The sequence below is a fragment of the Myxococcus llanfairpwllgwyngyllgogerychwyrndrobwllllantysiliogogogochensis genome, assembly GCF_006636215.1.
GTDB classification, from domain to species: domain Bacteria; phylum Myxococcota; class Myxococcia; order Myxococcales; family Myxococcaceae; genus Myxococcus; species Myxococcus llanfairpwllgwyngyllgogerychwyrndrobwllllantysiliogogogochensis.
The window spans coordinates 14,331-27,591 of record NZ_VIFM01000013.1 but is presented as its reverse complement, the minus strand read 5'-3'; the positions used below and the strand labels follow the sequence as shown (position 1 = coordinate 27,591).

The 13,261-nt window shown below is 70.1% G+C and carries 12 protein-coding genes; 9 read left to right on the top strand and 3 right to left on the bottom strand.

Annotated features, from left to right (window positions below):
• Positions 1-9: 9 nt before the first annotated feature.
• The 3 genes from FJV41_RS05085 to greA all read right to left on the bottom strand — a co-directional run bounded on the left by FJV41_RS05085 (position 10) and on the right by greA (position 4,433).
• Positions 10-654, bottom strand: coding sequence for a protein-L-isoaspartate(D-aspartate) O-methyltransferase (locus FJV41_RS05085; protein ID WP_141641265.1), 645 nt, complete (start codon positions 652-654; stop codon positions 10-12).
• A gap of 156 nt (positions 655-810) precedes the next feature.
• Positions 811-3,813 carry an ATP-dependent DNA helicase RecG gene (gene recG, locus FJV41_RS05080; RefSeq protein ID WP_246137003.1) on the bottom strand — a complete coding sequence of 1,001 codons (3,003 nt, stop codon included), beginning with the start codon at positions 3,811-3,813 and terminating at the stop codon, positions 811-813.
• A gap of 101 nt (positions 3,814-3,914) precedes the next feature.
• Positions 3,915-4,433 carry a transcription elongation factor GreA gene (gene greA, locus FJV41_RS05075; protein WP_141641263.1) on the bottom strand — a complete coding sequence of 173 codons (519 nt, stop codon included), beginning with the start codon at positions 4,431-4,433 and terminating at the stop codon, positions 3,915-3,917.
• Positions 4,434-4,618: 185 nt separating this feature from the next.
• Between greA and FJV41_RS05070 the strand changes: the two genes are divergently transcribed.
• From FJV41_RS05070 to FJV41_RS05030, 9 genes are all read left to right on the top strand, one after another.
• Entirely contained in the window at positions 4,619-5,149 is a 531-nt protein-coding gene (locus tag FJV41_RS05070) for an FHA domain-containing protein (protein ID WP_141641262.1), read from the top strand.
• Positions 5,150-5,203: 54 nt separating this feature from the next.
• On the top strand, positions 5,204-5,614 hold the full coding sequence (locus FJV41_RS05065) for an MGMT family protein (RefSeq protein ID WP_141641261.1): 411 nt from the start codon (positions 5,204-5,206) through the stop codon (positions 5,612-5,614).
• Between the two features lie 96 nt (positions 5,615-5,710).
• A complete protein-coding gene (locus FJV41_RS05060) occupies positions 5,711-6,253 on the top strand; it encodes a M15 family metallopeptidase (protein ID WP_141641260.1) in 543 nt (180 codons plus the stop codon).
• A 186-nt stretch (positions 6,254-6,439) separates the two neighbouring features.
• Entirely contained in the window at positions 6,440-7,315 is an 876-nt protein-coding gene (locus FJV41_RS05055; protein ID WP_181790402.1) for a TIGR04222 domain-containing membrane protein, read from the top strand.
• The gene (locus FJV41_RS05050) at positions 7,312-8,157 is read left to right on the top strand and encodes an MbnB/TglH/ChrH family RiPP precursor modification enzyme (RefSeq protein WP_181790400.1); all 846 of its coding nucleotides are present in this window, start codon (positions 7,312-7,314) and stop codon (positions 8,155-8,157) included. Before FJV41_RS05055 ends, FJV41_RS05050 begins: the two co-directional genes overlap by 4 nt.
• Positions 8,154-8,618, top strand: coding sequence for an SCO6045 C-terminal-like domain-containing protein (locus FJV41_RS05045; RefSeq protein WP_141641258.1), 465 nt, complete (start codon positions 8,154-8,156; stop codon positions 8,616-8,618). The genes FJV41_RS05050 and FJV41_RS05045 overlap by 4 nt, the downstream gene beginning before the upstream one ends.
• Before the next feature lie 109 nt (positions 8,619-8,727).
• Positions 8,728-10,971: a DUF4139 domain-containing protein gene (locus tag FJV41_RS05040; protein WP_141641257.1), complete on the top strand. Its 2,244-nt coding sequence runs from the start codon at positions 8,728-8,730 to the stop codon at positions 10,969-10,971.
• Positions 10,971-12,533, top strand: coding sequence for a mucoidy inhibitor MuiA family protein (locus FJV41_RS05035; protein WP_141641299.1), 1,563 nt, complete (start codon positions 10,971-10,973; stop codon positions 12,531-12,533). The genes FJV41_RS05040 and FJV41_RS05035 overlap by 1 nt, the downstream gene beginning before the upstream one ends.
• Positions 12,534-12,545: 12 nt before the next feature.
• Complete coding sequence (locus FJV41_RS05030) at positions 12,546-13,250, top strand: hypothetical protein (RefSeq protein WP_141641256.1); 705 nt, start codon at positions 12,546-12,548, stop codon at positions 13,248-13,250.
• Positions 13,251-13,261 lie beyond the last annotated feature (11 nt).

Here is a 13,261-nt window from a genome sequence, read left to right as displayed (position 1 = left end):
CGACAGCTTTCAGGGGAGAACCGGACGAGGCGGTCCCCCCGTCATCGGGACGAAGCGGACGGGAAGCAGGGACTCCACCTGGGGCAAGGCCCCCGGCTCTCGTGCTCGATGGATGCGCAGCAGCTCCTGGGTGCCCCCCGTGGGCCCCACGGGGATGACCATCCAGCCACCGCGATGGAGCTGGCCAAGCAGCGTGCTGGGAACCTCGGCCGGCGCGGCGGTGACGAGGATGGCATCAAAGGGCGCCTGCTCCGGCCAGCCCTCGGTGCCATCGCCTTGGCGGAAGTAGATGTTCTCGAAGCCCAGTCGCAGCAGCCGCCATCGCGCCGAGCGGGCGAGTTCTGGGACGATCTCCACCGTGTACACCTCGCGGCAGAGCAGCGACAGGACCGCCGTCTGGTAGCCGGAGCCCGTGCCTATCTCCAGGACGCGCTCATGACCCTTCAAGGCCAGCGCTTCGGTCATCAGCGCCACGACATAGGGCTGGCTGATGGTCTGGCCATGGCCGATGGGGAGCGGCACGTCGGCTCCGGCCTCGAGACGCTCTGCCTCCGACACGAAGTCCGCGCGCGTCAGTCGCGAGATGGCTTCCAGCACCCGTCCATCACGGATGCCCTGACTCGACAGGTACTCGGCGCGTCCCCGGTCACCCATGCCTTGAGTCTAACCATGTCGGGATGGGCGGGCAGGGACTCCGGCGCCCTACCAGGGTCGGTGCGTTGCGTCCCCACGGTGTTCGAGCCCCGGGCCTGTGCTTCCCGCAGCAGCTCGGCCAGTGGGTGGGGGGACGGGCAGCGCGAGGCGAACGCCCTACCCCACCCGAGCCAGCGCGAGTCGTCCTTCCCAGCGTTCATCGAGTGCCTTCACGAGACTCTGGTGCTCGGGAGACTCCATCTCCGGGTCTCTGGCGAGGATGCGTCGGGCCTCGACCTGCGCCATCGACAGCAGGTCTCCGTCCCGCGCCAGGTTGGCTACCGCCAATTCCGGCAGGCCGCTCTGCCGCGTGCCCATGAACTCGCCGGGCCCGCGAATCTCCAGGTCCTTCTCCGCGATGACGAAGCCGTCGCTGCTCTGCTCCATCACCGCCAGCCGCTCGACGGACTCCATCGAGCGCGCGCTGTTGGCCACCAGGTAGCAGAAGCTGGCCGCCGCGCCACGGCCCACGCGCCCCCGGAGCTGGTGGAGCTGCGACAGGCCGAAGCGCTCCGCCGCCTCCACCACCATCACCGAGGCGTTGGGCACATCCACGCCGACCTCCACCACCGTGGTGCACACGAGGACCTGCAGCCGCTTCTCGCGGAAGTCCTCCATCACCGCGTCCTTCTCCTCGGCCTTCATCCGCCCGTGCAACAAGCCGACGCTCGCCTGGGGGAAGGCCAACCGCAGCTTCTCCACGCCGCGCGTCGCGTCCTCCAGGTCCAGCTTCTCCGACTCCTCCACCAGCGGATACACGACGTAGGCCTGGTGCCCCTTGGTCAGCTCGGTGGCGATGGCTTCGTAGACGCGCGCGCGCTGTTTGTCGTTGAAGACGCGCGTGTTGATGGGCGTTCGTCCCGGTGGGAGCTGGTCGATGATGGAGAGGTCCAGGTCCCCATACAGCGTCATGGCCAGCGTGCGAGGAATGGGGGTGGCCGTCATCACCAGCACGTCCGGCTTGGGGCCCTTGCTCATCAGCGAGTGACGCTGAAGCACGCCGAAGCGGTGCTGTTCGTCGATGACCGCGAGCCCCAGCCGAGCGAAGGCGATGTCCTGCTGGATGAGGGCATGCGTGCCCACTGCCAGGTGGATGTCGCCTCGGGCCACGGCCTCGCGCACCTGTCGCTTCGACTTCGCCGTCCCCGCCGCGCTGAGCAGCCCCACCTCGAAGCCCAGCGGCGCCAGCACCTTGCGGAAGGTGCGCTCGTGCTGCTCGGCCAGGATTTCCGTCGGGGCCATCACCGCGACTTGATAGCCGTCCAGCAGCGCGACAATCGCGGCGACCATCGCCACTGCCGTCTTGCCGCTGCCCACGTCACCCTGCACCAGCCGGTTCATCGGCTCGGCGCGGGCCATGTCCCGACTCAGCTCATCCACCACTCGTGCCTGGGCGCCGGTGAGCTGGAAAGGCAGCGCGGCGCGGGCCTTCTCCAGGCGAGGCGCGGACACATCGAAGCAGATGCCTTCCTCCGCCTTGATGCCCTGACGCTTGAGGGCCATGCCCAACTGGAGGAAGAACAGCTCGTCGAACGCGAGCCTGCGATGGGCCGGGCTCTGATGCGCGTCGAGGGACTCCAGGTCCGCCGCGTCCGGTGGGAAGTGGATGAAGCGCAGCGCCTCCGGCAACCCCATCAACTCCAGCCGGCGACGCAGGTCCGCGGGCAGCGGGTCCTCCAGTTCGTGCGCGTACTGCTCGCCGACGCGCGCCGCCAGTTCGCGGAAGGAGCGCTGCTCGCCTCGCTCGAAGCCGGGGTACACGGGGACGATGCGGTTGAAGTGGACCGAGGTGGCGGACTCCATGTCTTCCGCGGGCTCGATTTCCGGGTGCGCCATCTCGCGACCATTCATCGTCGCGCGCACTTCACCGGAGAGGACGATGCGCTTGCCCACCGTGAAGCGGCTCTTGAGCCAGGGGCCCGCGTGGAAGTACGTCGCGGCGATGCTGCCCGAGCGGTCTCCCACCACGGCGCGGAACATCCGCCGCCCCTGCTTGCCCGGGACGTAGTCCGCGACCTTCACCATGCCCACGGTGACACCGCGCTCCCCAGGCTCCAGTTCGGCGATGGTGCGCAGACGTCTGCGGTCCTCGTAGCAGCGCGGCAGCAGGAAGAGGATGTCGCCCATCCGGCGAAGGCCCTTCTTGTCCAGCGCGGAGATGAGCCGAGGCCCCAGGCGCTTACCGAGCGTCTTCAGCGGCGAGGACAGCGGACCGGAACGAGGCGCGATGGACAGAAGCTTCGCCTCGGAGCGGGACGCCTCCGCCGCCACGGCGCGCTTCTTCTTGCGCTGCTCCTTCTTCGCCTTGGCTGGAGGGGCCCCGGACTCCGCGCCCGTGTCGAGCGAGGCCTGTCGGGCGCCACGTCCCCCCGGGCGCATCTCTCCCCGAGCAGGTTGCACGTTGCCGGGTCGTGCAAGGCCCGCCTCCGCGCCATAGGACCGAGGGTTCGCCGTCGGCGACGCGACACCGGTCGCCGAGCGGGGCGCGGGAGCCTTCGCGCGAGGCGAGGGAGGCAGTGGGTCGTTCGACTTCCACGGAGGAGTCTGCACGTAGCCCGGAGGCGGCGCGACAGGGCCACTCTCCGCCACCACGCGCGTTCGGCCACGGGCGGCAGGCTCCAGCAAGGACTCCTGTCCGCGAGCATTCACGGGGTCGCCACCGCGCCCCAGCGCACTTGCAGGCGCCCTGTCCTGTCCGCGTGTCCGAGTGGCGTCTCCGGTTCGCCCGGGCTCACTCGCAGGCGCCCTGTCCTGTCCGCGCGTCCGTGAGGCGTCTCCGGTTCGCCCGGGTTCACCAGGTCCCTCGGACCTCGGAGCGGCCTGGGCGATTCCGTCCAGTTCGACGGGCAACACGACGCCGCTGAGCTTCAGCGCCATGACCACGCGACGCAGCGCGGCCTTGCGGCGCTCGGGCGTGGGATGGTCCACATAGGGCAGCGCCGCGCGCAGGTGCCCGAGCGCCTCGGAGTCCACACCACTGGCTCCCGCCAGCGCGCGCTCCATGACGGACGTCAGGTCCTTCAAGGTCGCGAGCATGGCGAAGTCACGCTGGCACGCGTACCGAAGGGGTCCCACAAGACTGGCGAGCGGATGGTTCACGCGTGAGTCACGTCCATCCATCCTACGGAACGGGGGTGACGTCTCCCAGAAAACGCGACCGGGGAAGCGAGCTCAGGCCCGCTCCCCCGTCGGCTTTCTCTCGAGAAGGATACCGCTGACGTTCAGCCCTCGCTGGGCGGGGCCTCGTCCTCGGGGTCTTCGAAGCGAATCTCCTGGACCTCCAACTCACGCGTCCCACCCGGACTCTGCACCGTGGCGATATCGCCCTTGCGCTTGCCGATGAGAGCCCGAGCCACCGGCGACGTGACGGCGAGCCACCGCTTCTTCAGGTCGGCCTCCAGCTCACCCACGAGACGGTAGGTGACGGGCTTGTCCGTCTCCGTGTCCAGCAGGTCCACGGTCGCCCCGAAGACGACCTTGTCGCCACCCAGCTTGCTGGTGTCGATGACCTCGGCGCGCGCAATCCAGTCGTTGAGGTCCAGGATGCGACCCTCGATGTGCGACTGCTTCTCCTTCGCCGCGTGGTACTCGGCGTTCTCGCGCAGGTCCCCATGGGCCCGGGCGACCTCGATCTCCCGTGAAATTTTACCCCGCTCGACAGACTGCAAATGCTTGAGCTCCGTCTTGAGCTTGCGCAGTCCTGAGGGGGTCATCGGGATGTTGTCGCTCCCGCTCGCCATCGACACAGCTCCTTCCACCACTCCCTGGTTCACTAAAGATTGAGGGCCGGCGCTCCTCCCGGAGCCCGGCCCCCACCATGAAGTGCTCAATGTAGGGAACCCGTGACATGCAGGTCAACGAAAGCCGTACATGACACCCTCCGGGCCGCTGGGCGCACGCGGGGTGACCCGCTAGGCTGCCCCGCGTGCTGTCCGTCCAGGAACTCCGCGCGCTCGCCGCGTCACTGCCCGCCAAGGACTTCGAGCGGCAGCTCGGGCCCTTCGCCCTCATCCAGCGCCCTCCCTCGGAAGCCTCGGCGGCGGTGCTCGCGCCCACCCGCATGGCGGACCCCGAGGACATCAGCCTCGGAATGATGACCCTGCTGTTCGAATTCGAACACCTGCGCGTCGTGACGCTCCCCCCGCTCCACTCGACGGACCACCTGAGCATCGGCCGGCGCATGGACTGCGACTTCGTCATTGACGACGCGTCCGTCTCCAAGCAGCACGCGGAGCTGCGCTGGGACGAGGCCGAGAACCGCTGCACAGTGAAGGACCTGGGCTCCACCAACGGCACCTTCCTCAACGCCGGCACGCTGGGAACCCGCGTGGCCACGCTCCGCGACGGCGACATCCTCAGCTTCGGCAACGTCCAGTTCTGGTACCTGGAGGCCAGGACGCTGCACGAACGGCTGCGAGCAGGCGAGGCCACGGGCCTGGGCTCGCGCAGCGGTTAGCGCTCGCGTCGAGACGCGCTGGATGGGTAGCTTTCCCCCAGGAGCCCGAACGTCATGACGCAGAGTCCGCCGCGCGACGAGCGCGACTTCTACGAGCGCATCTACACGCTCGTCGAACAGGTACCGTGGGGCAAGGTGGCCACGTACGGAGACATCGCGACCCTCCTCGGCGAGGAAGGCTGCGATGCCCGCGTCGTGGGCCATGCGCTGGGCGCGCTGGGTGCTCGCTCGGCCACCGTCCCCTGGCAGCGCATCATCAACCGCACGGGTGGCATCAGCCTGGACGGACACAGACAGCGCGAGCTTCTGGAAGCCGAGGGCGTCGCCTTCGACGAGAAGGGCCACGCGAAGATGGACGCGCACCACTGGAGCGGCCCGAGCGAGGAGTGGGCTCGCGCCCATGGCTTCAAGACGCTCCCACGCCCCGTGGAGAAGCCGTCGTCCGCGCAGCTCTCCTTGTTCTGATCGCCGGAAACTCCGACGAGGGCTCGGTTTCCCGCCTGCTTGCCTGCGGGAATAAACGCGCGAGAGTCAGGTCCTTTCCCCAGACCGGATTCCGCCATGTCGCTCGCGCTCTTCCGCTGGAGTGTCATCCTCACGTGCCTGTTCACGACCGTCGCCTTCGCCGGTGAGTCCCGTCCCCGGCGGCAGAAGGTGAAGGCCGCGAAGCTCGTGCGGGTCGAAGGCGGCCACCGGCTGCATCGCGACACGGCGACGGCCCTCGAACGCATGGCCACCGAAGCGACGAAGGACGGCCTGGTGTTGCGAGTCACCAGCGGCTACCGCTCCCTGCGCGAGCAACGGTGGCTCTACGAGGAGTACCGCCGGGGCCGTGGCAACAAGGCGGCGCGGCCCGGACGCTCCAACCACCAGCGAGGCCTCGCGGTGGACCTCGTCATCGGTCAGCGCACCTCGAAGCGCTACCTCTGGCTGGAGGCCAACGCGTGCCGCTTCGGCTTCCGCCGCACGGTGCCCTCGGAGCCGTGGCATTGGGAGTACCGCCCCAGCAGCACCTTCCCTCCCGTGGTCGGCTTCGACTGCCTGGGCAATCCCACGCGCCCTCCCGCGTCCCCTGAACCGGTGGCGCGCAAGGACCCGAGCTGAGGCCCGCGCGCGCGTCGCGATTCGACACAGCGCGGCGTCGCGGCTCCACGGTAGACTGCCACTCCAGGGCGCGGACTTCGGACGCTCGCGTGACACCGGGACGTCACGAAGACGTCACGGGCCCCCGCTGTCAGCGGCTTCGCGGTGCGTTTCATGAGGGGGTGAACCAGCATGGAGGCCGCCACGATGAATCCCCTGGAGATGTCGGGCCCGCAGTTCCTCGGACTGTTCGCCGCTCTCTTCGCGCTCGCGTTCCTGGTGGGACTCCTGCTGCGCTACCTGCTGCGCCAGCCCGGAGGCGCCCCCGGTGCGCTGCCCCGGCACCCGGACCCCTATGAAATCGCCATGCTCTCCGGGCCGAAGGCCGTCGTCCACGCGGCCCTGGCAAGGCTCCTCCACGACGGCTCGATTCGCATGGACGGGGCGCGACTCGAGTCCACCGGTTCTCGCCCCCCGGACGCCGCCTTCATCGAGCGCGTCGTCTGCCGCGCCGTCACCGATGGCGAGGTCAAGTCGTCCGAGCTGCTGAAGCGCGCGGAGCCCGCCATCCAACAGCTCAAGCCCGCACTCATCGAGCGCGGATGGCTCGTCGATGACGCCTGGGGATGGCGCGCCCGCTGGTTGCCGCCGCTCCCCTGCCTCGCGGTGCTCCTGCTGGGACTGACGAAGATCTCCGTGGGCCTGGAGCGCGACAAGCCCGTGGGCCTGCTCGTGGTGTTCTGCTGTGTGGCCACGGTCGGTATCGGGTTCCTCGCGCAGAGGGTCTGGACGAGCCGCCGGGGAGCCTCGGTGCTCCAGAAGCTGCGCTGGCAGGAGCGGCCACTGAGGACCGTCGCGGGCAGTGCCGAGTCCCCCGCCATGTTGAACGGGCACGAGGTCGGCATGGCCGTGGCCCTCTTCGGACTGGGCGCGATGTCCACGAGTGACTTCGAGCTGCTGCGCCGGGAAGTGGATCCTGGGAGCAACTCCTTCGGGTTCGGCGATTCGTCCAGCGGAGGAGATGGCTGCGGCGGAGGCGATGGCGGCGGGGGTGGCTGCGGCGGCTGCGGAGGTGGCGATTGACGACCCTGTCGCTCCAGGGTGTCGGCATCGGCTGGCGCAGGGAGCTCGCGCTGTTCATCGACCGGCTGCCAACCCCGGGCTTCGTGGAGGTCCTCGCCGAACACCTGCCCGACTCGGGCGCCGTGCCCGAGCCCCTGATGCGCCTGCGCGAGCGAGGAGTGCCGGTGGTGTTGCACGCCGTCTCGCTGGGACTGGGCTCCGCGGAGCCACCCGACTCCCGGCGCCTCGCCTGGCTCGCGCGACAGGCGGAACGCGTGGGCGCCGTCTGTGTCAGCGAGCACCTCGCGTTCGTCCGCGCCGGAGGGCTCGAGTCAGGACACCTGCTGCCCCTGCCCCGCTCCGAGGAGGCGCTGGACGTGCTCGCGGAGAACGTGCTGCGCGCCCAGGCGGCGCTGCCGGTGCCGCTGGCGCTGGAGAACGTGGCCTCGCTGTTCGAGTGGCCCGACGCCGCGTTCTCGGAGGCGGAGCTGCTCGCCGGAGTGCTCGCGCGCACCAGCGCCTCGCTGCTGCTGGACGTGGCCAATCTCCACGCCCACGTGCTCAACCACGCCACCGATGCCGACGCGGTGCTGGCCTGTATGCCGCGCGAGCGACTGGCCTATGTCCACGTGGCGGGCGGCGTCCAGCGGGACGGCCTGTACCACGACACGCATGCGCACCCGGTGCCGAGTGGCCCGCTGGCCTTGCTGGAGCAGTTGTCGGCACGGCTCGGGCCGGTGCCGGTGATGCTCGAGCGCGATGACCGGTTTCCCGCTCCAGCGGAGCTCGCGTCGGAGCTCTCCGCGATGGAAGCCGCGCTCCGGCGCGGAGTCTCGCGATGGCATGCGGAGTCCCACGGATGACCGCGCGCGAGCGGCTGGCCCAGGCCCAGGCGGAGCTCGTCAAGGCCCTGGGCGTGGGCGCGCCCGTGCCCTCCGGCTTCGACACGGCTCGCGTGCTCGCGGCGTCCGAATCCCTGCTTCACAAGCGCCGTCGCGGTGTGGAGCGTGCATGGCCTTCGCTCGCGGCGGCGCTGGGCACGGACTTCAGGGCCCGCTTCGAGCCGTGGGCACGCGCACATCCCATGTCCGTGGAGCCCGACTCGCTCGCGGAGGGTCGGCGCTTCGCGGCATCGCTCCAGGAGGAGGGACGACTGCCTCCCTCGATGTCCGGGGTCCTGATGGACTTCGATGCGCGCTGGCGGCTGACCTCGGCGGGCGAGCGGGTGCGACGCCGGGGCTTCTGGCTCGTGGTCCGGCGGGGCGTCACGACGCGGCGCTTCCGGGTGGCCTTGCGTCTGCCCGGAGGACGGGTGCTGCGGTGAGCGTGGAGCGTCAACACCGCCCCTCCCGCCGGAACGACACCGTGGGGGGGCATGATTCTGGCGCCCATCTCGACTAGCCTTGCGACTTCATCCCGAGCCGAGGGGGCGCATGCTCGTCGTGCCATCCATCCTGGATGCAGTCACCGTTCACGCAGAAGGGGCGCTGTGTACTCGCATCGCCACCTTGCAGCTCGTGGAGGACCGCGTCCCCACCGAAATCCAGCTCAACGGACTTCCGATGTCACTGCGCCCCGGAACCCTCCGGGCCGCGATACGACAGGGCCCTCCCGGGCTCTCCATCCGCGCCATCCGGCCGACTTTCGACGTCCAGCTCCCGCCAGAGGTCGACGTCCCCGGTGAGCACCGCGCCCTCGAGGAGGCGCTCGCGCGAGTCTCGGATGTAGTGGCGCGGCTGGAGGGCGTTCAACGCGAGCTTCAGTCCATCGGCAAGCTCAAGCCCACCTTCGCGCCGCAGAAGAAGGACGCCTACGTCCCTCACGAGGCCCCGCTGGCAGCGCTGCTGGCGCTCACGTCCTTCGTGGACACGGAGCTGACGTCCCTGAACGCGCGGAGACTGGAGCTGGAGCAGGCGCACCGTGACGCGGAGGCCGATGTCCGGCTGCGGCGCCAGCGACTGCACGAGGCCTCTTCATCCGTGCGGGGCGAGCGGGCCCGCGTGTACCGCGCCGCCGTCCTCACCTTGTCCGGCAACCCCTGGCCCCGGGAGACTCCCGCGCTCATCTCGCTGGAGTACGCCGTCCCGGGCGCGCGCTGGGTGCCGACCTATGACCTGCGCCTGCCTCGGACGCTGGAGGAAGGCACGCTGCGGATGCGCGCCTCCATCATTCAACGCACGGGCGAGGACTGGACGGGCGTGAAGCTCGCGGTGTCCACGGCCGCACTGGACCGCAAGGCCGAGGTCCCCGAGCTGAAGGCGCTGCGCATCGGCCGCCGCCAACCCCCGCCGCCTCGCTCTGGCTGGCGCGAGCCGCCTCCCGGCCTGGACGAGCTCTTCGCCGGCTACGACACCCTCCGGCAGGCCGCCACCAGCCCCCAGTCCGCGCCGAGGGACGAGCCCGTCTCCGGTGGCCTCTACGATTCGTCTGGCATGGAGAAGGAAGCCGCGCCCAAGGGCGGGCGCGCACTCCCGAAGCCCATGGCTTCGAAGGCACGCTCCGTGGGTAGCGCCTCCTCCGCGCCGCCTCCACCGCCCGCGCCCGCGGCGGCTCCCCGCAACATGGCGCCAGGCTCTCGGGGAGGTTCGACCCAGGCCGGGGAGTTTGAGTCGCTCAGGCGCTCTCGCGGCTCGGTGGCCCCCGCGGAGATGGATGACGAGCAGCTCGACATGCCGCAGGACGCGGAGGAGGAAGGAGGCTCCTCGCGCGTGTACGCCGACATGGCGGATGGGAGCCTGGGAGGAGGCGGGGCGCAGGACCGCCCGAGCGCGGTGCCCCGACTGGAACCCTCGGACTCGCTGCTGGACTATGACCGCCTGTCGTTGACACCCGCGGACGACCTGGACGGACGTGGCCGGCTGCGTCCCCGCCCGTCGCACGTCACCCGGGAGATCCTCGCGCTGTCGGCCGTGCAGATTCAGGTCAACATCCTCTCGTTCATCGCGGTGAGCGAGCAGGAGGTCAACAGCCTCTGGCGCGTCCCGACGCCCACGTGGACGGTGCCGCCCCGCGAGTCCGCGATGCACTTCGATGCGCGCTTCGACCTGGAGACGCGCGCGGATGTGCCTTCGGACGCGGCGTGGCACACGCTGCCGGTGCTGTCCGTGCCGGTGGGCCTGTCCGCCGAGTACGTCTGCGTGCCCTCGGTGGAGTCCCGCGCGTTCCGCACGGTGCGGGTGGAGAATCGGACGCCCTATCCGCTGCTCGCGGGCCCGGTGGACGTCACGCTGGGCGATGAGTTCCTGATGACGTCGCCCTTGCCCACCATGCCCCCAGGCTCCACGCAGCGACTGGGGCTGGGCGTGGAGGAGTCCATCAAGGTCGCGCGCAACACGCGCTTCGACGAGGCCACCGGTGGCATCTTCGGTGGCGCGACGATGCTGACCCACCACATCTCGGTGGAGCTGGCCAACCGGATGTCCAACCGGATTCTCGTCGAGGTGTGCGAGCGAGTGCCCGCCGTCCCCACGGGGTTCGAGAAGGACATCAAGGTGGAGGAGACGGAGGTCGCGCCGGTCTGGCAGAAGCGCACGCCGTTGCCAGGAGAAGTCCCGGTGGAGGGCGAGCGCGCGTGGCGCGTGGTGCTCCAGCCGGGTGAGGCCCAGACACTCAAGGCGACGTGGACCGTGAAGATTCCCGCCAGCAAGATGCTCGGCGGCGGAAACCGGAGGACATGATGAGCACGCCCCTCACCCTGCCGGTGGTCAAGGTCACCGTCCTGGAAGACCGCGCGCTCGTCGAGCGCCGAGGTGAAGTTCCCCTGGTGCCAGGTGCCCAGCGCCTGGTCATCGCGGGGTTGTCTCCGCTGGCGGTGGACCGCTCGCTCCAGGCGAAGCTTGCCGGAGGCACCGTGTCCCAGGCGCGCGTGCGGCGCGCGAAGAAGCCCCAGCCTCCCGAAGCCCGACGCGAGCACGCCACCGAGCTGGGCCGGCGCGTGGCGGAATTGGAGCGACAGGAGCGTCAGGCCCGCGCGGACCGGGAGCGACTGAGCACGCGCCAGGGCCTGCTGACCACGGCGCACGCGGACGTGTACCGCGCCATCTCCGAGCAGGCCGGTGGTGGCAAGGCGCAGGCGGAGGAATGGAAGCAGCAACTGGACACCGTGCGCCAGGCGCTCGAGGTCGCGGACGAGGCACTTCGCGGTGCGCTGCGCGAGGAGCAGCGGCTGCAGCGGCAGCTCGAGGAAGCGAAGCGAGCGCTGGCGGGGACGCAGCAGGCGGAGGCGAAGCTGGACGTCCACGCCGAGCTGGAAGTGGGCCACCCCGCGGGAGGCACCGCGCTCCTGTCCATCACATACCTGGTGCCGTGCGCGGCGTGGCGTCCGGCCTATCGCGCGACGCTGGAGCAAGCCGCCAGCGGCACGGGCCAGACGGTGCGGCTGGAGTGCGAGGCGGTGGTGTGGCAGCGCACGGAGGAGGAGTGGAAGGACGTGGAGCTGGCGTTCTCCACGGCGCGGCCGACACTGGGCGCCACCCCTCCCCGGCTGGAGACGGACTGGCTCTTCCTGCGCGACAAGACGGAGCGAGAGAAGCAGGTGGTGGAGGTCTCCATGCGCGAGGAGGTCATCCAGACCACCGGCGAAGGTGGCGGAGGAAAGCGCGACGAGGGCCTTCCGGGCATGGACGACGGCGGCGAGGCCCTGACGCTCGCGGCGACCCACCGCACCACGGTGCCCTCGGACGGTGAGCCTCACCGCGTCCCCATGTTCCACTTCACCGCGCCCGCGGCCTCCGAGCTGCTGGTCTGTCCGGAGCTGTCCCCGCTGGCGCACCGCGTGGCCCGCTTCGACAACGTGGGGCCGGCGGTGTTGCTCGCGGGTCCCGTGGACCTGGTGCGCGTCAGTGGCTACGTGGGCCGCTCGCAGTTGCGCTTCACGGGCAAGGGCGAGCGCGTGCGACTGGGCTTCGGCAGCGAGGATGCGCTCCGGGTGGCCCGGCAGACGGACCTGCAGGAAGAGACGAGCCGCCTGACGGGGCGCAAGGTGAAGACGCACCACGTGAAGATGTTCCTCTCCAACATGAGCGCGCAGCCCGCGTCGGTGGCGCTGGAGGAACGGATTCCCGTGTCCGAGGTGGAGACCGTGGAGGTGAATCTCCTGAAGGACGGCACGAAGCCAGCGCCCACGCGGGTCAGCGCGGACGGCATCGCCCGGTTCGAGGTGACGGCCGCGCCGCGTTCCCAGCAGGAATTGACCTTGGTCTATACGGTGTCCAGCGCCTCGAAGGTCGCGGGGCTGTAGAGGAGGTTTGTCATGCGTACCCTGTTCGGCCTGCTGTTCGCCCTGGGCCCGGCCTTCACGGCCGGGGCCTCCTCGCCACCGCCGGGCACCGCGTCGGACATGGCGCAACGGCCCCCGCAGCTCTCGGTGGAGTTCGGGGGCTCGTGGGCGCGGGTGCAGCACCCGACGGCCTACATGCTCGATTGGAGAGACAGGACGAGCACGCTGGGGGCTCGCGCCAGCGCGATGCGCCTGGCGGGCGGGCTGCACTTCAACATGGTGCGGAGCTCGGACCGGAGCGACTGGTGGTGGACCAACGGCGTGGAGTGGTACCTGACGGGGGGTGACCTGCAGGTCCTCTCGGTGCGGCCGGGGTTCGAGAAGCGCTTCGCGCTGACGGGCAAGCTGCTCCTGGGCCTCAGTCTCTTCGGCGCGGCGTCCGAGGTGAGCCTCGCCTCCGGGCGCATGTTCGCAACGGAGCCTGACGGGACGGCGGCCCCGGAACCCGACTCGGGCGCCTTCCAGCGTCGCGTCCGGAAATGGACCTTCGGTGGAGGCGGCTCGGCGGCGCTCCAGTACCAGCTCAACCGCTGGGTCCACACCCGCGTCAACGTGGGCTACACGCAGTACGTGAAGCAGGCCCGGAACTTCGGAATGGTGGCGGACTCGGAGCCCGACACGTTCTCCGTCTCGCTCAGCGGCCCCTGGGCCGCCGCGTACGTGGGCGTGAGTCTCTGAGTCACGACTGA